Source organism: Rhodanobacter sp. Soil_C_14 (genome assembly GCF_057657335.1).
The window spans coordinates 22,282-43,580 of the sequence record NZ_JBDGIQ010000004.1 but is presented as its reverse complement, the minus strand read 5'-3'; the positions used below and the strand labels follow the sequence as shown (position 1 = coordinate 43,580).

Genomic DNA, 21,299 nt, shown 5'->3' with positions numbered 1-21,299 from the left:
GTCTACTCTTGGACAGAATCGACGTTGTCTTGATCGGCGCGGGCCGCATGGGCCAGGTGCACGGGCCCAATGCCGCCCGTCACCCGGGCCTGCGCCTGAAGTACGTGGTGGATCCCCGCGTCGAGGCCGCGGGCTTCGCCGCCCTGCACGGCGCCAGCATGGTCAGCCTGGAACAGGCGCTGGCCGATCCCTCGATCGGCGGCGTGCTGATCTGCAGCTCGACCGACCAGCACCTGGGCCACGCGCTGGCGGCGGTCGAGGCGGGCAAGGCGGTGTTCTGCGAGAAGCCGATCGATCTGGATCTGGAAAAGGTGCGGGCGGCGCAGTCGCGCTTCGCCGGCGCCCGCTTCCTGCTCGGCTTCAACCGGCGCTTCGATCCGCAGTTTGCGCGACTGAAGCAGCAGCTGGACGCGGGCGCGATCGGCCGGCTGGAAACCCTGCACCTGGTCAACCACGACCCGGCCTCGCCGCCGGCGGGCTTCATTCCCACCAGCGGCGGCCTGTTCAAGGACTTCACCATCCACGACCTGGACATGGCGCGCTGGCTGATGGGCGAGGAGCCGATCGAAGTGTTCGCCAGCGCCAGTTGCCTGGTCGACCCGGAGATCGGCCGCCAGGGCGACGTCGACACCGCCCGCTGCGTGCTGAAGACCGCCAGCGGCCGGCTGTGCGTGATCTCCAACACGCGCCGCAGCGGTTACGGTTACGACCAGCGCATCGAGGCGTTCGGCTCGACCGGCATGATCCGCGCCGACAACGTGGCGCAGGACACCGTGCACACGCTGACCGAGGCCGGCAGCTGCGGCGCGCCGATCATGCCCGCCTTCGCCGAGCGCTACCGCGAGGCCTACCGCGCCCAGATCGACCACTTCGCCGACGTGGTGCACGGCCGTGCCGTTTCGCGCACCGATTATGCCGACGGCGTGGCCGCGCTGATCCTGGCCGAGGCCTGCGCATGGTCCGCGCAGCACGAACAAGTCTTCACCCTCTGAGCGAGACACGATCATGCACAAAGTCGTCATAGTCGGAGCCGGCCGCATCGGTCGCATCCATGCCCGCAACGCCGCCCTGCATCCACGCATCGAACTGGCCGGCGTGATCGACGCGATCGACGCGTCGGCACAGGCGCTTGCCGCGGAGTGGAATGCCCCGGTCACCAGCCTCGACGCCGCGCTGGCCGATGCATCGGTCCGCGGCGTGATCATCGCCAGCTCCACCGACACCCACCTGGACTACTGCGTGCGCGCTGCCGCCGCCGGCAAGGCGATCTTCTGCGAGAAACCCATCGACCAGGATCTGGCCCGCGCCCGCGGCGCGGCGGCGAAGCTGTCCGGCGCCAACCTGCTGCTGGCCTTCAACCGGCGTTTCGATCCGAACTTCCGGGCATTGAAGGCGCGCCTGGACAGCGGCCGGATCGGCACGATCGAAAGCCTGCAGATCACCTCGAACGATCCCGCGCCGCCGCCGCCGTCCTACGTCGCCGTGTCCGGCGGCCTGTTCAAGGACATGGCGATCCACGACTTCGACATGGCCCGCTGGCTGCTCAGCGAGGAACCGGTCCAGGTCTATGCCGCCGGCAGTTGCCTGGTCGACCCGGTGATCGGCGAACTGGGCGACGTGGACACCGCGCGCACGCTGCTGAAAACCGCCTCGGGCAGGCTCTGCGTGATCTCCAACAGCCGCCGCAGCGGTTTCGGCTACGACCAGCGCATCGAGGCCTTCGCCTCCGGCGGCATGGTGCGGGCGGATAACGTGCTGGAGAGCACCACCCAGGTCTGCACCGAGGCCGGCGTCGCCAGCGACCGCCTGCAGAACTTCTTCCTCGACCGCTACGCCGAGGCCTATCGCAGCGAGATGGAGCACTTCGCCGACATGCTGGACGGCACGCGTGCCGCGGTCGGTTATGCCGACGGCGTGGCGGCGCTGGCGCTGGCCGAGGCGGCCAGCGAATCGGTACGCTCCGGCGCGCCGGTCAGGCTCTGAGTGAAGCGATGGCGGCGACCATCACGGTCGCCGCCATCGTGTTCCAGGCGGTCTTGATCAGGGCAGCACGGGCCGGCGCAGCACCGGCACCAGCTTGTCCTTCACGATCTTCTCGAAGTCCGCCAGCGGGCAGCGCTCCGCGCAACCCGGAATCGGGATGTACTGGTACGAGGCCGGATTGCCGGCGTCGAGCTTCTGCAGTTCGCGCACCTGGTCCATCGTCTGCGAGCGGTAGAACGCACGGACGAACTGCGCGCCCTGCGGATCGGCCAGCACCTCGAAACCGATCGCGCCGCCCGGCGGCGGATCGTCGCTGGGATAGCTGGGCACCTGCCAGTGCAGGTCGAGCATGCCGCCCAGGTCGGCAATGTTGGTGTCGTGTCCCACCAGCACCGTCAGCTTCGCGCCGTGTTCCACCGCCGCCAGCATGCGCGCGGCCAGCGGCGTGGCGGCGCGTGCCGCCACGTAGGGCGCGCGGCCTTCGTAGCGGAATTTCAGCGCGTGGAATTTCAGCAGGGTGGAAATCTGCTCACGGGTGAGGTGCCCCCAGGCGACGTCCTTCATCGGCTTCCCTTCGAGGTATTCGAGCAGGAAGGTCTGGCTGGCGGTGGAGGCGACGCCGAACGGATTGCCCACGCCGGGGCGATCACCGTCCTTGTGCTCCAGCCCGGCCGGCATCTTCGAGATGTCGCAAGCTGCGGCGGGCGCGCAGCCCATCGCCTGGTTGAGCAGGGCGAACAACGGCGCCTGCGCCTGCACTTCCGCCGCCATGCCACCGGCAGGCATCAGCGCCTGCACGGCCTTCAGCGCGGCATCGGCATCGATCGCCACCGCCCGCGTATCCAGCGGATGGAATTCCACGTCGTCGCGCTTGTCGGCCGGGAACGCGACGTTGATGCCGCAATCGGGAGCCATGCCTTCGACCAGTGCCCGTGCGGTGGCCTGGGTGCGCGACTTCGCGCTGGCGGCGACCTCGACGTCTCCGTTCGCCGGACAGCCGGTGGCCGGCAGCAGGCCGCGGGCGGCCCAGTTGATGCGATCCCACTGGCCGAGCAGGCGCACCGCATCGCGGCCGTGCCCGGTCAGCTCGCCGAAGTCGACGTCCCATTGCGGCCACGGCGACGGATTGGTGCCGGCCGGCGTGACTTGCTGCTTGGTCGGCGGCCTGACGCCGTGGCGCATCAGCATCACCACCCGTTGCAGCTTCAGTTCGACTGGCTGCGCGACGGCCGATGTCGCGGCTGACGCCGGCGTGGACGACTGCGCGTCCGATGCGCGCGTACACCCGCCCATGCTCATCGAGAACACCGCCAGCGGAATGCCGGCGAGCAGCTTCAGCGCAAGCGCGGATGAATTTCTGGAGTGCTTCAGTTGCATGTTCATTGCTCCTCGCAAACCGGACCTTGCCATGTTGCTCAAAAAAACGGCGATCCCGGGGAGAGGATCGCCGCCAGACACCGTGGGGACGGAATTCGAAGGCTCAGAACACGGCGCGCAGCGTGAGCGACCAGCGTGGCGACGAGCACTCGCGCTCGAGCTCCATGAAGTCGACGTTGTACGCCCGGTTGTTGGCCATCATCTCGGTGGCGTCGTCACCGGCGAAATCCTGTTCCAGCTGTTCGCTGCACGAGTCGAGCAGGTTGTTGCCGGTCAGGCGCAGCACGAACGACTTGCCGAGGCGCTTTTCCAGGAACACTTCCAGATTGCCGCCGTAGCTCGTGCTCTGCATTTCGCCGGGCGAATTGTGCTGGTAGGACGGCCCCTGCTTCTGGTAGCTGGCGCCGAAGCTGGCCTTCCACGCGGGAATGTCCTGGGTCACGCCGACGTTGTAGACGAACGACGGCTGGTCGTCGACGGTCACGTCGCGGCCGGTGATCGGGTTGAGCCGCTTGGAGAACAGCCGGGTGTAGTTGCCGAAGATGCCGGTGTTGGGCATGCCCAGCGCGCTCAGCGGCATCGACATGTCGAACTCCACGCCGCGGACCTTGGCGCTGCCGATGTTCTGGAACGTGTACAGGCCACCGGGGAAATCGTCCGGGTCCTGGCCGGCATCGGTGACCGGTCGCGTGGTGCGGACCATGCCGATCAGGTCGGAGATGTTGCGCTGGAACAGGTTGACGCCGACGATGCCGCTCTTGCCGATGCTGTGCTCGTAACCCAGGTCGAAGCCCAGCGAGCGCTCCATCTTCAGGTCCGGGTTGCCGATCGTCACGTCCCACTCGCCCGGCGATTCCAGGGTCACCGACGGCACCAGCTGCTCGACGCTGGGACGACGCACGGTGCGCGCCACGCTGAAACGCAGCTGGTCGGCATCGGTCAGTTTCCACTGCAGGTGCGACGACGGGTTGAGCATGAACTCGTGGCTGTCGGCGTGACCGGTGGTCTGCGCGTCCTGCACGTAGTTGACGTAGTTGGTGGTGACGTAGTCCTGCTTCGTCCGGGTCTTTTCGCCGCGCACGCCGGTAGTGAGGGTGAACGTCGGGCTGAATTCCCAGTCCACCGTGGCATAGGTGTCGAAGCGGTCTTCCTTGTAATCGAACCGCCCTTCGGTGCCCTTCTGGGTCGACTTGCTCAGGCCCGAGAGCTCCGATTCGGTATAGGTGCGGTCCTTGTTCTTGACCTGCACGCCCACCTTCAGCGTCGCCGCGTCGAGACCCATCGAGCTGGCAAGATCCGGCATGCGCCGCGTGATGGAGGCATCAGCCATCCAGTTCTTGTCATCGGCCGCCGTGCCCTTGTTCTTGTCCCGGGTATCCGGCGTGTCCTTGAAGTAGTGCTTGACCTCGCTGCCCTTGGTGCTGTTGCGGCCCAGGTAGGCCTCGAAATCGGTGCGGTCGTTGAACGAGGTGTTGAACAGCGCGGACAGGCCGTAGCTGTCCTCGTCGATCGGCGTGTTCTCGAACTTCAGTTCCGGATTGGCCAGGTCGAGGCCGCCGACACTGCCATCGCCCTCGTAGGTCCGGGTGTTCTCGTATTCGGTGCGGCGGGTCTTGATCGCGAAGGCGTCCAGCCGCAGGCTGGAGACATCGGACATGCGCCAGGTCACGTCGCCGTTGAAGGACAGGTCCTTCGACTCGCGCTCGTCGCCCTGCTCTTCGCGCCCGGTCGCCCGCGACTTGCTGATGTCGTCCCAGCTCTGCAGGCCGCGACCGTTGCTGCCGGCGGCCACCGCATCGCTGAAGCCGACCGTGTCGCCGTCGACCACTTCCTGGATCGCATGCTTCTCGTTGAAGCGCTTCTGCGCATCCACGGTCAGCGAATAGAACACCGTGTTCGCGTCGTTGCGGCCGGACCAGGACACGGCCGCATTCGGGCGGATCCGGCCGGTCTTCTTGTCCCAGGTTTCGCCGACGCGGACGATGACGCCGGGCGGCAAGGTCGCGCCGTCCTTGAGGATGATGTTGATGGTGCCGCCCACGCCCTGGCTGTCGAAGTCGGCCGATGGCGAACGGACGATCTCGATGCGATCGATGATCTCGGCGGGGATGCGGTCGACGGCGACCGAACGGTCATTGCCGATGCCGGGCACGGCGCGGCCGTTGACCAGGATCTGCGTATAGCCGTTGCCCAGGCCGCGCATTTCCGGCGCCACCGATTCGCCGACGTCGCCGACGAAGGCCACGCCCGGTACGCGACGCAGCTGGTCGCCCACCGAGACCGGCTCGAACTTGGCGAAGAACTGCTGGTCGTACACCAGCACCGGCGCCGGCACATCGATGTGGCTGCGATAGCCGATGTTGCCGGTGACCACCATCGCCTGCAGGTCGATGGCCTCCTGTTTCTTCTTCTCATCCGCCTGCGCGGCGGCCTGATCGCCACCGCCAGCCTGGACGCCCGTAGCCGGCTGGGCGGCCTCCTGCGCAAACACCAGGCTGGGCGTAGCCAAGGCGCAACCGCTCAACAGTAGTGCCGCCTGCAACGCATTTCGACGAAAAGTGTGCATGGATCATCTACCCCCAAAGATTTGGCCACCCTCCCCCTGCGACCCCCGCGGCGAAGTGCTGGCAATCCGAGAATACGAACAAAGATTCTAAAATGCAACACGTTTAGAATGTTTAGTGCAAAAAAGTTTTTGATGCCGTATGGTGGCCGCACGACAGCCAAGACACCGCGCGGGCGCAGCGGTCATCCGAGGAGAAAGGGGAATGAAAACACTGCTTCTTTACAGCGTCGCGACATCGCTTGCCCTGCTGCCGGCAGCCGGAACTGGCAAGTCCGCCGCACGCGACGCCGCCGCACCGGTGGTGCAGGCAAGCCTGCAGACCCAGGCCACCAGGAGCGGCAAGACCGACGCCAGCGTGATCGTCACCGGCACATCGCCTTCGGCGGTGCCACACGTGGTCGCCACCGCGGCGCTGGGCGGGCTGGAGGTCTATGGCGTCGATGGCCAGCGCCAGGCCAGCGTGCCCGCCGGCGAAGTGGCCGGTGTCGATGTCAGCTACGACTTTCCGATCGCGGGCAAGCCGCGCACGGTGCTTGCCGCGGTCGACGCCACCGGCAACCGCCTGCGCCTGTTCACCATGGACGGCGGCGTGCCGGTCGAAGCGGGCGCGCGCGCGATCCCGCTCGGCTTCGCGGTCGAAGGCGTGTGCCTGTTCCGCCAGCGGCTGGACGACGCGCTCTACGCCGTTGCAGTGGGCGACGGCGGCGAAGTGGATCAGCAGATGATCTACGCCACCGCCGACGGCAAGCTCGATGCACGCCAGGTGCGGCGGATCAGCCTTCCCTCCAAGCTGAAGCAGTGCACTGCCGACGGCGACGGCAACCTGTATGTCGCCGAGCAGGCCGTCGGCATCTGGCACCTCGACGGCAATCCCGAGGCCGACCTGTCCGCCACCCTGGTCGATGCGCCGCGACTGGGCCACCTCGGCAAGAAGGTCGAGGGCGTGGCCTTGTACGACGGCGGCAAGGGCAGCCGGTGGCTGCTCGCCGCGGACACGTCCGAAGGACGCATCAATCTCTACGACCGCGCCGATCACGATGCCTACCTGGGCAGCTTCGCCGTCACGGCACAGGGCAAGCCGCTGGACGGTCCCGGCCCGCTGTTCGCCACCAGCGTGGCGCTGGGCGCGAAGCTTCCCCACGGCGTGCTGATGATCAGCGACGAGGACGGCGGCGCCAACCACAAGGGCGTGTCGATGGCCGACGTCGCCCGCGCGCTCAAGCTGCAGCCGGGCACGCCGCAGGACCCGCGCGCAGCGGCGAAGCCGCCATTGGCAACCGTCACCGCCCTGGTGGAAACCGTGCCGGTGGCGAGCTTCGGCGACGCGGCCGACGACCCGGCGATCTGGGCGCATCCCACCGATCCGGCAAAAAGCCTGATCGTGGCCACCGACAAGAAAGCCGGCATGTTCGTCTACGACATGCAGGGCAAGGTGGTGCAGTTCCGTCCCGACGGCAAGATGAACAACACCGACCTGCGCGACGGCTTTCCGCTGGGCGGCGACAAGGTGACCCTGGTCACCGCCAGCGACCGCACGCACAAGTCGGTGGCGATCTACCGGCTCGATCCCGACCGGCGCGAACTGGTGGACGTCGCCGACGGCGTGCAGGCTACCGGCCTGGATGACCCCTACGGACTGTGCATGTATCGCAGCCCGAAGAGCGCGAAGACCTACGTGTTCATCAACACCGGCGACGGCCTGATGCGCCAGTGGGAATTGCTCGACGCCGGCAAGGGCCGCGTGCGCATCAAGCAGGTGCGCGAGTTCCGCATGGCCAGCCAGGCCGAGGGCTGCGTCGCCGACGATGCCAGCGGCGCGCTCTACGTCGGCGAGGAAGACGTGGCCTTGTGGAAGATGGACGCCGAACCGGATGGCGGCAACGCGATGACGGCGATCGACCGCGTCGCCGGCAACAAGGCGATCAGGGACGACCTCGAAGGCGTCGGCATCTACGACCTGGGCGGCGGCCGCGGCTACATCGTGGTTTCCAGCCAGGGCAACAACACCTACGCGGTGTACCGCCGCGAGGGCGATCATGCCTACCTGGGTTCGTTCGCCGTGGTGGCCGATGGTGCCCGCGGCATCGACGGCATCTCCGAGACCGACGGGCTGGAGGTCACCAGCCGCAACCTCGGCCCCGGCTTCGAGCACGGCGCGATGATCGCCCAGGACGGCCGCAACGTGCTGCCCACGCAGAACCAGAACTACAAATACGTTCCCTGGGAGTCGATCGCCCGGGCGCTGAAGCTGGAAATGCGCTGAAACTCACAAAGACGGCGGCCTGAGGCCGCCGTCTTTGGCATCGGTGCCGCCAACGAGGCAAACTGCGCGTCTGTCCAGACGACACGCGGAACGCGCCCATGCACGGCGAATACAAGATGCCCGGCGGCAAGCTGGTGGTGATCGACCTCGAGTTGCATGGCGATCACCTGGCCAAGGTGCAGCTGAGCGGCGACTTCTTCCTGGAGCCGGACGGCGCGCTCGACCTCATCAATCGCGCGCTGGAAGGCCAGCCCGCGGCGGCCACGGAAGCGGAACTGGCCCGCGCCATCGCCGGCCCGCTCGACAGCGACGTGATGATGTACGGCATTTCGCCCGAGGCGATCGCGGTCGCCGTGCGCCGCGCCCTGCACAAGGAATCTGCAGCATGATCCGCACCGACTGGCGCGACCACGACTGGCAGCTGATCCACACCACGCCGCAATCGCCCACCCTGCACATGGCGCTGGACGACGTGCTGACCCATGAGGTCGGTGCAGGCCGCCGCGCGCCCACCCTGCGCATCTGGGAATGGGCTTCGCCCGCGGTGGTGATCGGCCGCTTCCAGTCGCTGCGCAACGAGGTCGACGCCGAGGCGGCACAACGTCACGGCATCGAGGTGGTGCGCCGGGTTTCCGGCGGCGGCGCGATGTTCATCGAGCCCGGCAACACCATCACCTATTCGATCTACGCGCCGAAGTCGCTGGTCAAGGACCTGTCGTTCCAGGAGGCCTACGCCTTCCTCGACGAATGGGTGCTCGAAGCGCTGGCCGAGCTGGGCATCAAGGCCTGGTACCAGCCGCTCAACGACATCACCTCCGAAGGCGGCAAGATCGCCGGCGCCGCCCAGGTGCATCGCGGCGGCGCGGTGCTGCACCACGTCACCATGGCCTACGACATCGACGCGACGAAGATGCTGGACGTGTTGCGCATCGGCCGCGAGAAACTGTCCGACAAGGGCACCACCAGCGCGGCCAAGCGGGTCGATCCGCTGCGCAGCCAGACCGGCCTGCCCCGCGAGGCGGTGATCGAGCACATGATCGCCACCTTCCGCCGACTGCACGGCCTCGGCGACGGCATGCTGCGGATGGATGAACTGACCCAGGCCGAGACCCTGGCGCAGTCCAAGTTCGGCAGCCGCGAATGGACGGCCGACGTGGCCTGAGCAGCTGCGCGGCAGGGCCATACCTGCCATTCGTCACTTGTCAGCCGCGGTTCGCGAGGCAGAGGATCGGGCTTCCGTTCGCGCTGACAAGGAGAAGTAGATGCGTGCTTCACGACTATCCGTCCTGGTCGCCGGGCTCTGCCTGGCCTTCGCCGCCCACGCCGCCGACACCGACACCTGGAAGCTCCCGGTCGCGGTGAAGAAACTCGACAACGGCCTCACCGTGGTGGTCTCCGAAGACCACAGCTCGCCCACCGTCGGCATCAGCATGGTCTACCACGTCGGCATGCGGCTGGAGCCGCAGAATCGCACCGGCTTCGCCCACCTGTTCGAGCACCTGATGTTCGAGGGCACGCCGGACGCACCCAAGGGCACCTTCGAGCGGGTGATCCAGGGTGGCGGCGGCGTGTTCAACGGCTCCACCCGCGCCGACTACACCAACTATATCGCGTCGGCACCCTCGTCCGCGCTGGCGCCGATCCTGTGGATGGAGGCGGACCGCATGAAGTCGCTGGACTTCAGCGCGAAGAACCTGGCCAACCAGCAGAACGTGGTGAAGGAAGAGATCCGCGTCAACGTGAAGAACCAGCCCTATGGCCTGTTCTACTGGACCGATCTCAACCGTCTCGCGTTCGACAAGTGGGCCAACAACCACGACGGCTACGGCTCGTTCAAGGACCTGGACCACGCCAGCATCGCCGACGTGAAGACCTTCCACGACACCTTCTACCAGCCGGCCAATGCGGTGCTCGGCATCGCCGGCGACGTCACCCCGGCGCAGGCCTTCGCGCTGGCGCAGAAATACTTCGGCCAGCTGCCCGCCCGCGCGTTGCCGCAGCGTCCCGACGTCACCGAGCCGCTGAACACCAAGCCGCGCCACGAAGAGCAGACCGACGCGCTGGCCAAGGTGCCGGCGCTGGCGATCGGCTGGAAGATGCCGGCCCGCGGCAGCAGGGACCAGGTGCCGATGATGGTGCTGTCGCAGCTGCTGGTGGGCGACGACGCCTCGCGCTTCTACCAGGGCCTGGTCAAGGGCCGCGAGCTGCTGCTCAACATCAACGGCGGCGTGAACTTCCCGCTCGGCGACGGCAGCGACTACGCCGGGCCGACCCTGTTGGGAATGTTCGCGCTGTACAAGCCCAACGCCACGCCGGACCAGGTGCTGGCCGCGATCGACGAGGAGATCGGCAAGGTCGCCAGCGACGGCGTCGACGACGCGACCCTGGCGCGGCTGAAGACCAAGATGCTGTCGGACTGGTACGGCGGGCTGGAGTCCTTCCTCGGCCGCGCCGACACGCTGGCCAAGCTGCAGACCTTGTGGGGCGACGCCAACGTGGCCAACCGGATGCCGGGCTGGATCGAGGCGGTGAGTTCGGATGACATCAGGCGCGTGGCCCGCGCCTATCTCACCGACGCCAACCGCAGCGTGATCGTGCGCCGCCCGGCCGCTGCTGCCGCTCCCGCCACCAAGACCGCCAAGTGAGGACCGCCATGAAGACGAAGATGACATTCAGGACGCTCGCCATCGCGCTTGGCCTGGCACTGGCCGGCATGGCGCAGGCCTCCACCACCGCGTTGCCGAAGGACCTGCCCGCCTACGGCCCGGACAAGCCGCTGCCGGTGCCGCAGATCGCCCAGCGCACCCTGCCGAACGGGCTCACCGTGTGGGTGGTGCCGCGCGAGGGCCTGCCCAAGGTCAACGTGGCGCTGTCCGTGCTCGGCGGCACCGCGGCCGACGCCGCCGCCACGCCGGCGATGTCGCAGATGATGGCGCGCCTGCTCGACGAAGGCACCGCCAGCCGCAGCTCGCGCGACATCGCCGAGGCACTGCAGGCGATCGGCGGCGACTACGGCGCCGGCGCCGACGACGATGCGATCGGCATCCGCGCCAGCGCGCTGGCCTCGCACGCTTCGCAGTTGCTGGCGCTGGTGGCGGACACCGCGCTGCACCCGAGCTTCCCGGCCAACGAAGTCGCCCTGGCGAAAGCCAATGCGCTGCAGGGCCTGAAGGTGCAGGAAGCCGACCCGGACTGGCAGGCAGGCCGTGCCTTCAGCCACGCGGTCTACGGCGATCATCCGTACGCGCGCGATTCGCTGGTCGAAGCCACCGTGCAGGCCACCTCCAGCGACTCGCTGCGCGCGCTGCACGACGCCCGCTTCCGGCCCGATCGTGCCCTACTGGTGATCGTCGGGCGCATCGACGCGGACGCGGCGTTCAAGCTGGCCGAACAACAGTTCGGCAGCTGGAAGGCCGACGGCAAGGCCCTGCCCGACACTGCGCCGGCACCGCGTGAAGCAGCGCCCCAGCGGCTGCTGGTGGCACGCGACGGCGCCGTGCAGAGCAACATCCGTTATGGCCGTCCAGCCGTCCCCGCCAGCGACCCGGACTACATCCCGCTGACCGTGGCCAACACCATCCTGGGCGGCGGCTTCACCAGCCGCATCACCCAGGACATCCGCGAGGACAAGGGCTACTCGTACAGTCCGTGGTCGCGCTTCAGCGCCAGCCGCGTGGGCGGCAGCACAGTGGCCACCGTCGACGTGCGCAACGAGGTCACCGGCGCCACCCTGGCCGAACTATCCAGGCTGTTCGACAGCATGGCCAGCCAGCCGGCCAGTGCGGAAGAACTCAACGGCGCCAAGCGCCTGGTCGGCGGCATCTACCTGCTGCGCAACCAGATCCAGGGCTCGCTGACCGGCACGCTGGCGAACTACTGGGTGGACGGCCTGCCGCCGAGTTTCCTCGGCAGCTACGTGGCCGAGGCGAACAAGGTCACCGCCGCGCAGGTGCAGGCGATGGGCCGCAAGTATTTCGCCGCGAAGGATCAGAGCATCGTGATCGTTGGCGACCCCAAGGCGATCGATGCGCAGCTGAAGCCGTACGGGACGTTTGCGGCGTTCAAGCCCTGAAGAGCGACCCCACCCCGGCCCTCCCCTGCACGCAGGGGAGGGAGCAAGGACGCGCATTCGCGCCCTTCTCCTGCATGACAGGGTAGGAGCAAAACCGCACGCTCGATCCCTCCCCCTGCGCAGCAGGGGGAGGTCAGGAGGGGGTGGCTTTTGACTTTGCGGCGAAGAGCGACCCCACCCCGGCCCTCCCCTGCACGCAGGGGAGGGAGCAAGGCCGCGCGCCCGGCCCTACCCATACAAGAACCAAGCTCACAACAGCGGCAGGATGTGCTCGCGGCTGAGCTGCGCCACCGGCACGTCGGGCCGGGCCGGATCGATCCAGCGCAGTTCGGCGATCTCCGCCTGGGCCGTGATCGTGCCGCGCACTGCCACCGCGTAGACGGCCGCCTCGACCACGTGGCCGGGCTCGTTTGCCGCCGGCGCGCGACAATGACACAGCAGGCGGGCCGAGTCGCGCAGCAGTTCGCAACCCAGTTCCTCGCGCAGCTCGCGGGCCAGCGTGGCCAGTTCGTCGAGGTCGCCCGGATCGCGCTTGCCGCCGGGTTGCTGGAACACCGTGGCGCCGTGCTTGCGCACCAGCAGGCTGCGCCCCGCCGCATCGCGGATCACTGCAGCGACAATGCGGATGACCGGTTCCGCACTCACAGCCGGGTGTACGACCACGACTGCATGCGGCCGTCCTTGTATGGCATCACGCCGTGGAACGGACGCGGGTCGGCGTCGAACACCAGCGGCAGGAAGTGGCGGTCGCCTTCCCACATCGGCAGGGTCAGCAGGCGCTCCAGCGCGACCCATTCCAGGGTGCCTTCGGGATTGACCATGAACGGCGTGCCCGCGTAGCGGTCGATCACGAAGATGAAGCCGAGCCAGTCCTCGCCATGCTTGCCGAAGCCGGGCCAGTTCAGCGTGCCGCGCAACTGCATCGACTCGCAGGTGATGCCGGCCTCCTCCAGGATCTCGCGCTGCATGCAGGCGGCGATGTCCTCGCCCGGTTCCATCTTGCCGCCCAGGCCGTTGTACTTGCCCAGGTGCTGGTCGTCCGGACGGGCGTTGCGATGGATCATCAGCACTTCGCTGCGATCGGGCGACAACACGTAACCGAGGGTTGCCACTATCGGCATATAGGGCATGGGCGAGTACCGGGGAAAAGCGCAAGTTTAACGGCAGCCGGGCTCCGGCGCAGGCGGCGGACTTGCACGCGCAACGCAGGGCGGCGACCATCGACGCATGGCTTCTTCTCCCCCGCTTCCCCCCCGCCCCCGCCATTCCCGATGGCAGCGCGCGCTGTTGCCCGTGTTGCTGCTGTTCGGCGCGCCCGGTTGCGCGCCCACGGCGCAGGCACTGGCCAGCGGCGAGATCGCCTTCGAAGGACAGAACTACCGGATCGTGCATGTCGACCTCAGGCGCGAGAGCCTGTCCCTGCACTGGCGCGACCCGCAGAGCGGCCAGCCCTTCAGCAGCATCGAGACGCTGCGCCAGTGGGGCGAGCAGCACGGCCGGCACCTGCTGTTCGCCGCCAATGCCGGCATCTACGACCACAAGTTCGCGCCGCTCGGCCTGTACGTGGAAAACGGCAAGACCGTGGTGCCGCTGAACCTGGCCCACGGCAACCCGGCCTCGGGCAATTTCTCGCTGCTGCCGAACGGCGTGTTCGCGGTCTATCCGGACGGCCACGCCGCGGTGCGCACCAGCGCCGCGTTCAAGGCCGACGGCAAGAGCGCGAAGTGGGCCACCCAGTCCGGCCCGATGCTGCTGATCGACGGCAAGCTCAACGAGCAGTTCGTCGACGATTCCTCCAGCCTGAAATGGCGCAGCGGCGTCTGCGTGAAAACCCCGACCGAAGTGGTCTTTGCCGTGAGCGAGGCGCCGGTGAACTTCCATACGTTTGGACGGCTGTTCCGCGACAAGCTGGGCTGCCGCGACGCGCTGTACCTCGATGGCAGCATCTCGCAGCTGTACGTGGACGGCGAAGGCTACGCCGGCGCGCCGGCCTTCATGGTCAAGCCGTACGCGGGCATCTTCGCGGTGTTCGCCAAGCCATGACGACGCGTCGTCGCCGCATCCTGCGCATCGCGCTGCCGAGCCTGCTGGCGCTGCTGCTGGCCGCCTTCCTCGTCGGCTGGTACCTGTTCGCCGGCAGCCGCGCCCGGCTCGACGGCACGCGCCAGACCACCGGCCTGTCCGCTCCGGTCAGCATCCGTCGCGATGCGCTGGGTACGGTCACCATCGAGGGGAAGAATCGCACCGACATCAGCTATGCACTGGGCTACGTGCACGCACAGGAGCGCTTCTTCGCGATGGACCTGATGCGCCGCATGAGCGCCGGCGAACTGTCCGCGCTGGTCGGGCCGGCCGCGCTGAAGGTCGACCTCAACCACCGTCGCCATCGGCTGCGCGCCGTGGTCGAGGCCGCCTATGCGCAGATGGCTCCTGCCGCGAAGCACGAACTCGACCGCTACCGCGACGGCGTCAACGCCGGCCTGGCCGACCTGCGGGTGAAGCCATGGGAATACCTGCTGCTGGGCAGCCAGCCGCAACCGTGGCGCTCGGAAGACAGCGCGCTGGTGATCGCCGCGATGTACCTGGACCTCAACAGCGACGGCCGCAACGAACGCGAGCTGCGCATGGCGCAGATGCGCGCGGTGCTGCCCGGTTCGCTGGTGGATTTCCTGCTCGCGCCCGACCCCGACTGGGAGGCGCCGCTGAGCGGCCGGCTGTCGCGCACGCCGGTGCTGCCCGCCGCCAGCGTGTTCGACCTGCGCCAGCTTGCACCGGGCGCAGCGTCGACGACGCTGGCCGCCGCGCTAGCACCGGCGCTGGATGCACCGCGCCCCGGCAGCAACAACTTCGCCGTGGCCGGCACGCTCACCGGCAACGGCGCGGCGATGCTGGCCAACGACATGCACCTGGGCCTGCGCGTGCCGAACATCTGGTTCCGCACCCGCCTGCGCTATCCCGACCCCGGCGCGCCGAACGGCCAGCGCGACGTCAACGGCGTCAGCCTGCCCGGCACGCCGGCGGTCATCGTCGGCTCCAACGGCCAGATCGCCTGGGGCTTCACCAACAGCTACGGCGACTGGCAGGACTGGGTACGCGTGCTGCGCGATCCGCACGATGCCAGCCGCTACAAGGTGCCCGACGGCTGGGCGAACATCGAGACCCACGACGAGCACATCCAGGTCAAGGGTCGGCCCGACACCATCCTCAAGGTCGAGGACACCCGCTGGGGCCCGATCATGGGCCAGGACGCCGACGGCACGCCGCTGGCGCTGGCGTGGATCGCCGGCCGGCCGCACGGCTACAACCTCGACCTGATGCAACTGGAGCACACGCCCGACGTGGCTGCGGCGCTGGACCTCGCGCCGCATCTCGGCATGCCGCCGCAGAACCTGCTGGTCGCCGACAGCCACGGCAACATCGGCTGGACCCTCGCCGGCAACAGCGTCCCGCTGCGCGCGGGGATCGACCCGCTGCTGCCGTCGGACTGGTCGAAACCCGCTAGTGGCTGGCAGGGCTGGGCCGCAGCCGAGCGTTACCCACGCATCGAGAATCCCGCCGATGGGCGACTGTGGACGGCCAACAACCGCACCGTCGACGGCGACGCGCTGGCCCTGCTCGGCAACGGCGGCCACGACCTCGGAGCCCGCGCCCAGCAGATCCGCGACGACTTGCGCGCCCGCCCCAGTTTCACCCCGGGCAACCTGCTCGACATCCAGCTGGACAACCGCGCGGTGTTCCTCGCGCGCTGGCAGCGCCTGCTGCAGGACACCCTGGCCGGCAGCACCGACCCGGCGCTGCAGCAACTGCGCCAGCTCACCGCCACTTGGCGCGGCCGCGCCGCGGTGGACAGCGTCGACTACCGGCTGGTACGCGCGTTCCGCAACCAGGTCAGCGAGGCCGTGCTGGCGCCGTTCGCCGCCCGCGTCAAACAGCGTTACCCAGACTTCAGCTGGCCCGGCGAAAACAGCGCCGAAGCCGCCGTGTGGACGCTGATCCAGGCGCGGCCGCCGCAACTGCTCGACCCGCGATATCCCAACTGGCGCGCCCTGCTCGTCGACGCCGCGAAACAGGTGACGACCGAACTCGGCCGGCAACCCGGCGGCCTCGCCGCACGCAGCTGGGGCGAGCGCAACCGCGCCGACATCCGCCACCCGCTCTCCGCCGCGTTGCCGCGCTGGCTGGGCCGCCACATCGACATGCCCGATGAGCCGATTCCCGGCGACAACAACATGCCCCACGTCGCCGCGCCCGGCTTCGGCGCATCCGAGCACCTGGACGTCGCGCCCGGCCACGAAGCCGACGCCATCCTCAACATGCCCGGCGGCCAGAGCGACCACCCGCTGTCGCCGTATTTCGGCGCGGGCCACGAAGACTGGGTCGCGGGACGACCCACGCCGTTGCTGCCCGGCGCCACCGTGCACACGCTGATCCTGCAGCCGCCCGCGCCGACGCGCTGAGAAGCCTCCGTCCCGCGGAAGATTCCGATGCGCTGGCTGTGGCCACGGAAGCCGTGGCTGCAGCCAGTGACGTCATGCGTCATTCGACCACATGAACCGCCCGGCCGAATCTGACCGAAGTCAAAAGCACCGCACCCGCACACGCGCATGATCCGCACCGTTCACACGGCGGATCCGGTCCATGATCAGTTGCGACACCGTCATCATCGGCGCTGGCCCGGTCGGCCTGTTCCAGGTTTTCGAGCTGGGCCTGCTCGGGCTCGCCGCGCACGTGATCGATTCGGTGCCGCAGGCCGGCGGCCAGTGCATCGAGCTGTATCCGGACAAGCCGATCTACGACATCCCGGCCGTGCTGGTATGCAGCGGGCGCGAGTTGATCGAGCGGCTGAAGCAGCAGATCCGGCCGTTCGCGCCGCAGTTCCACCTGGGCCACACCGTCACCGCGCTGGAGCACATGCCGGACGGTCGCTTCCGGCTGCAAACCAGCGGCGGGCTCGTGTTCGACGCGGGTGCGGTGATCATCGCCGGCGGCCTGGGCGCGTTCGCGCCGCGCACGCTGAACCTGGCGGAAGCGGCGCCACTGGTGGGCCGCACGCTGCACTACAAGGTGACCCAGCCAGCGCTGTTCGACGACCAGGACATCGTGATCGCCGGCGGCGGCGACGCGGCGCTGGACTGGGCGCTGACCCTGGTCGAGCGCGCGCGCAGCGTGGTGCTGGTGCACCGCTCGCCGACCTTCCGCGCGGCGCCGGCCAGCGTGGCGCGCATGCAGGCCTTGTGCGACGAGGGGCGCATGCAGCTGTGCGAGGGCGACATCGTCGGCGTGGAAACGGCGGACGACGCGCTGGCGCAGGTACGCGTGCGCACGCGCAGCGGCATGGTCCAGCGTATCGAGGCTGCGCATCTGCTGGTGTTCTGGGGCATGCACCCGGCGCTGGGGCCGATCGCCGAGTGGGGGCTGGCGCTGGAACGCCAGCAACTGGTGGTGGACCCGGCAACCTTCCAGACCTCCGTACCCGGCATCTTCGCGGTGGGCGACATCAACACCTACCCGGGCAAGAAGAAGCTGATCCTGTCGGGCTTCCACGAAAGTGCGCTGTGCGCCTTCGCCGTGCACGCGCACCTGCACCCCGGCGACAAGGTGAACCTGCAGTACACGACCACCAGCCCGGCCCTGCAGCGGCGCCTGGGCGTGCGCGACGCCGAGCGCGATGCCGTCGTCACCGAGCCACCATCACACGCGACTGCTGCTGCCTGACCTCGCCCATCGCACGCGTTCAACCACACATTCCGGGAGACACCCCATGCCCCGTCCCTCCGCCCCCGACGACCTGCGCTCGCCCGAACGCCGGCGCTGGCTGAAGCAGGCCGGCCAGCTCGCCATCGCCGGCGGCCTGCTGGCTGGCGGCGGCTGGGCGGTGCTCAAGCGCAAGCAGAACCTGTGGCAGGTGCGCCGCGAACGCACGCTGATGCAGACCTCGGTAGCGGTGACCTGCCTGGCCGACGACGTGCAGGCGGCCGGCGCGGCGATCGAGGCGGCGTTCGCGCGCATGTCGGCGACCGCCGCGCAGCTGACCCGCTTCGATCCGGCCAGCCCGCTGGCGCGGTTGAACCGCGACGGCCAGCTCGTGCAGGTGCCCACGCAGCTGGACGCGGTGTTGCGCCAGGCGTTGTCGCTGTCGCGACTGACCGACGGCGCGTTCGATCCGACCGTGCTGCCGGTGCTGCGCTACTTCGAAACGCTGCGCGGCACGGCGGCCACCGACGCGCATGAGCAGCATGTGGCCGAAAACCGCGATGCACTGGTCGGTTACCGCGACCTCGCACTCGATGCGCGCGGCGCGCGGCTGCTGCGGCCGGGCATGGCCGTCACGCTGGACGGTATCGCCAAGGGCCACGTGGTCGACCAGGGCATCGCCGCGCTGCGCGGCGCCGGCATCGAGTACGCCCTGATCGACGCCGGTGGCGACATCCACGCGATCAGCGGCAATGACCCGCAGCGGCACTGGAACGTCGGCATCGTCGATCCGCGCGACGTCAGCCGCGTGGCGGCGGTGCTGCAGCTGCGCAACGCGGCGCTGTCGACCTCGGGCAACTACCGCGTGTTCTTCTCCGCCGACCGGCGCCTGTTCCACATCGTCAACCCGCGCACCGGCTGGTCGCCGCAAAACTATTCCAGCGTCACCGTGATGGCGCAGCGCTCGGTGCTGGCCGACGGCATGAGCACGGCGGCGTTCTCGCTGGAGCTGCCGCGGCTGTCCGCGCTGATGGACGCGCAGGATCAGCAGTGGCTGGCGTTCTCGCGCACCGGCGGGCAGCGCTGGCGCTCGCGCGAACTGCCGCTGATTGCCGGCACGGCGGAGCGGGTGTGATGCGCATGCCGCGTTCCCTCGTCACCCGCATGCTGTTGGCGCTGTGCCTGCTGGTGCTGGCGCCCGCGACGCTGGCCGGCGTCGATGCGAAGCACCCGCAGTTGCACGAGGTGTTCCCGCAGGCCACCCGCTACGGCGACATCGAGGGCACGCCGCCGGCGGCCGCGGTGTACCAGGGCGACAAGATCATCGGCTACGTGTTCGAGACCGTGATGGTGGCGCCGGTGCCGGCGTACTCGGGCGCGCCGATCAACCTGCTGGTGTCGATCGGCACCGACGGCAGCATCCGCGATGCGCGTGTGCTGGAGCAGCACGAGCCGATCCTGCTGGTCGGCATCCCGGTGCAGAAGCTGTACGACTTCGTGGCGCGCTACATCGGCCATCGCGTGGACGACCAGATCGTGGTCGGCGGCGGTGCCAGCGGCAGCGTGCGCATCGACGCGATCAGCAGCGCCACGGTGACCTCGATGGTGGTCAACGAGACGATCATGAACTCGGCGCTGAAGGTGGCCGCCTCGCGCAAGCTGATCGCCGGCGCCACCGACACCGACGCCAAAGCCGCCGCCGTGCGCACCGACTACTACCAGCCGGCCGACTGGGACACGCTGACCGGCAACGGCGCGATCGGCCACCTGCAGCTCAAGCGCCAGGCGATCTCCGACGCCTTCAGGGGCCAGCCCGAGAGCGGCCTGGTCGACGACCCCACCGCGCCGGCGCCCGGCCACGAGGGGGATGTCTTCATCGACCTGTACTTCACCGACGTCACCCCGCCCACGGTGGGCCGCAACCTGCTCGGCGCCAGCGCCCACGCCGACCTGATGAAGCAGCTCAAGCCCGGCGATTCGGCGATCGCGGTGATGGCCAACGGCATCTATTCGTTCAAGGGCGTGGGCTACGTGCGCGGCGGCATTTTCGACCGCGTGCACGTGCTGCAGGACGGCAAGCTGGTGCTGTTCAAGGACACCGACCTGGTGCCGTTGAACGACACCCCGCTGCGCGGCAAGCCGGCCTTCGCCGAGCAGGCGATCTTCATCGTGCGCAACGGCGGCAGCGGTTTCGATGCGACCCGGCCGTGGACGCTGCAGCTGATGGTGAACCGCCAGGTCGGCCCGCTGCAGAGCATCTATCACACTTTCACCCGCGACTACCGCATGCCGGCCGGCTACACCACAAGGCCGCAGAGCAGCGCCGAGTCGCAGTCCAGCGCGCTGCCGGCCAACGCCGCGCTGTGGCAGAAGATCTGGTACGGCCGGCGCATCGACATCGCCGTGTTGCTGGCCGGGCTGACCGTGCTCACGTTGATCCTGCTGTTCCAGGACTGGATAGTGAAGTACCCGGTGTGGCTCGAACGCGTGCGCACGGGTTTCCTGATCTACACCCTGGTGTTCATCGGCTGGCACGGGCTGGCGCAGTTGTCGGTGGTGAACATCTTCACCTTCATCCAGTCGCTGCTGCACGGCTTCCATTGGGAGACCTTCCTGATGGATCCGATGATCTTCATCCTGTGGGTGTTCGTCGCCGCCACCTTGCTGCTGCTCGGGCGCGGCGTGTACTGCGGCTGGCTGTGCCCGTTCGGTGCGCTGCAGGTGCTGGTGAACAAGGCGGCCAAGCGGCTGCACGTGCCGCAGTTCGAGTTCCCGCGCGTGGTGCACGAGCGGTTGTGGGCGCTCAAGTACGTCATCCTGCTGGTGCTGTTCGGCATGTCGTTGCAGTCGCTCAACACGGCCGAGCACTACGCCGAGATCGAGCCGTTCAAGACCACGTTCACGCTGCACTTCGCGCGCTCCTGGAGTTACGTGCTCTACGCGGTGCTGCTGGTCGGCATCTCCGCGTTCAACCACAAGTTCTACTGCCGCTACGTGTGCCCGCTGGGTGCCGGGCTGGCGGTGTCCGGACGCTGGCGATTGTTCGAATGGCTGCGCCGGCGGCCGGAGTGCGGCAGCCCCTGCCAGGTCTGCGCCAACGAGTGCGAGGTCAAGGCGATCCACGCGGATGGCCGCATCGACTTCAACGAATGCCATTACTGCCTGGACTGCCAGGTCACCCGCGTCAACGACCACAAGTGCCCGCCGATGGTGCAGCAACGCAAGAAGCGCGAACGCGCCGCACGGCCATTGCCCACGCCGATCGCGCTGATTACCCCGGCGAACGCGCCGGAAACCCGAGAGCCGGCGCCCGTCGCCGACTGATCCCACGTCACCTGCCTCTG

General features: G+C 68.5%; 16 protein-coding genes. 12 read left to right on the top strand and 4 right to left on the bottom strand.

Annotated features, from left to right (window positions below):
• Positions 1–8: 8 nt before the first annotated feature.
• Positions 9–992: an inositol 2-dehydrogenase gene (iolG, locus tag AC3A56_RS10775; RefSeq protein ID WP_487770325.1), complete on the top strand. Its 984-nt coding sequence runs from the start codon at positions 9–11 to the stop codon at positions 990–992.
• 13 nt (positions 993–1,005) lie between these two features.
• Positions 1,006–1,983, top strand: coding sequence for an inositol 2-dehydrogenase (iolG, locus tag AC3A56_RS10770; protein WP_487770324.1), 978 nt, complete (start codon positions 1,006–1,008; stop codon positions 1,981–1,983).
• Between the two features lie 57 nt (positions 1,984–2,040).
• Here the strand turns inward: iolG (AC3A56_RS10770) and AC3A56_RS10765 are convergent, their stop codons facing one another.
• A complete protein-coding gene (locus tag AC3A56_RS10765; RefSeq protein WP_487770323.1) occupies positions 2,041–3,360 on the bottom strand; it encodes a histidine-type phosphatase in 1,320 nt (439 codons plus the stop codon).
• A 103-nt stretch (positions 3,361–3,463) separates the two neighbouring features.
• Positions 3,464–5,869, bottom strand: coding sequence for a TonB-dependent receptor plug domain-containing protein (locus tag AC3A56_RS10760; RefSeq protein WP_162253809.1), 2,406 nt, complete (start codon positions 5,867–5,869; stop codon positions 3,464–3,466).
• A 259-nt stretch (positions 5,870–6,128) separates the two neighbouring features.
• Here AC3A56_RS10760 and AC3A56_RS10755 point away from each other — a divergent pair, with 259 nt between their 5' ends.
• The 5 genes from AC3A56_RS10755 to AC3A56_RS10735 all read left to right on the top strand — a co-directional run bounded on the left by AC3A56_RS10755 (position 6,129) and on the right by AC3A56_RS10735 (position 12,261).
• Complete coding sequence (locus AC3A56_RS10755) at positions 6,129–8,189, top strand: phytase (RefSeq protein WP_487770322.1); 2,061 nt, start codon at positions 6,129–6,131, stop codon at positions 8,187–8,189.
• A gap of 98 nt (positions 8,190–8,287) precedes the next feature.
• Entirely contained in the window at positions 8,288–8,578 is a 291-nt protein-coding gene (lplB, locus tag AC3A56_RS10750; protein ID WP_056716359.1) for a lipoate-protein ligase small subunit, read from the top strand.
• Positions 8,575–9,351, top strand: a complete 777-nt coding sequence (locus AC3A56_RS10745; RefSeq protein WP_056716361.1) for a lipoate--protein ligase family protein — start codon at positions 8,575–8,577, stop codon at positions 9,349–9,351. Before lplB ends, AC3A56_RS10745 begins: the two co-directional genes overlap by 4 nt.
• A 100-nt stretch (positions 9,352–9,451) precedes the next feature.
• The gene (locus AC3A56_RS10740; RefSeq protein WP_056767705.1) at positions 9,452–10,834 is read left to right on the top strand and encodes a M16 family metallopeptidase; all 1,383 of its coding nucleotides are present in this window, start codon (positions 9,452–9,454) and stop codon (positions 10,832–10,834) included.
• 8 nt (positions 10,835–10,842) lie between these two features.
• Positions 10,843–12,261 carry a M16 family metallopeptidase gene (locus AC3A56_RS10735; RefSeq protein ID WP_235577848.1) on the top strand — a complete coding sequence of 473 codons (1,419 nt, stop codon included), beginning with the start codon at positions 10,843–10,845 and terminating at the stop codon, positions 12,259–12,261.
• Between the two features lie 249 nt (positions 12,262–12,510).
• On the opposite strand, the gene AC3A56_RS10730 is transcribed toward AC3A56_RS10735, so the two are convergent.
• Together AC3A56_RS10730 and AC3A56_RS10725 are read right to left on the bottom strand one after the other, a co-directional pair.
• Positions 12,511–12,906, bottom strand: a complete 396-nt coding sequence (locus tag AC3A56_RS10730; RefSeq protein ID WP_487770321.1) for an NUDIX hydrolase — start codon at positions 12,904–12,906, stop codon at positions 12,511–12,513.
• Positions 12,903–13,391: an NUDIX hydrolase gene (locus AC3A56_RS10725; RefSeq protein ID WP_487770320.1), complete on the bottom strand. Its 489-nt coding sequence runs from the start codon at positions 13,389–13,391 to the stop codon at positions 12,903–12,905. Before AC3A56_RS10725 ends, AC3A56_RS10730 begins: the two co-directional genes overlap by 4 nt.
• A 97-nt stretch (positions 13,392–13,488) precedes the next feature.
• On the opposite strand from AC3A56_RS10725, the gene AC3A56_RS10720 reads away from it, so the two are divergent.
• From AC3A56_RS10720 to AC3A56_RS10700, 5 genes are all read left to right on the top strand, one after another.
• Positions 13,489–14,304: a phosphodiester glycosidase family protein gene (locus AC3A56_RS10720; protein ID WP_487770319.1), complete on the top strand. Its 816-nt coding sequence runs from the start codon at positions 13,489–13,491 to the stop codon at positions 14,302–14,304.
• Complete coding sequence (locus tag AC3A56_RS10715; protein WP_487770318.1) at positions 14,301–16,718, top strand: penicillin acylase family protein; 2,418 nt, start codon at positions 14,301–14,303, stop codon at positions 16,716–16,718. The genes AC3A56_RS10720 and AC3A56_RS10715 overlap by 4 nt, the downstream gene beginning before the upstream one ends.
• A 181-nt stretch (positions 16,719–16,899) precedes the next feature.
• Entirely contained in the window at positions 16,900–17,976 is a 1,077-nt protein-coding gene (locus AC3A56_RS10710) for an NAD(P)/FAD-dependent oxidoreductase (RefSeq protein ID WP_487770317.1), read from the top strand.
• Positions 17,977–18,022: 46 nt separating this feature from the next.
• Positions 18,023–19,090, top strand: coding sequence for an FAD:protein FMN transferase (locus AC3A56_RS10705; RefSeq protein WP_487770316.1), 1,068 nt, complete (start codon positions 18,023–18,025; stop codon positions 19,088–19,090).
• Positions 19,090–21,279 carry a 4Fe-4S binding protein gene (locus AC3A56_RS10700; protein ID WP_487770315.1) on the top strand — a complete coding sequence of 730 codons (2,190 nt, stop codon included), beginning with the start codon at positions 19,090–19,092 and terminating at the stop codon, positions 21,277–21,279. The genes AC3A56_RS10705 and AC3A56_RS10700 overlap by 1 nt, the downstream gene beginning before the upstream one ends.
• The last annotated feature ends 20 nt before the right edge of the window (positions 21,280–21,299 follow it).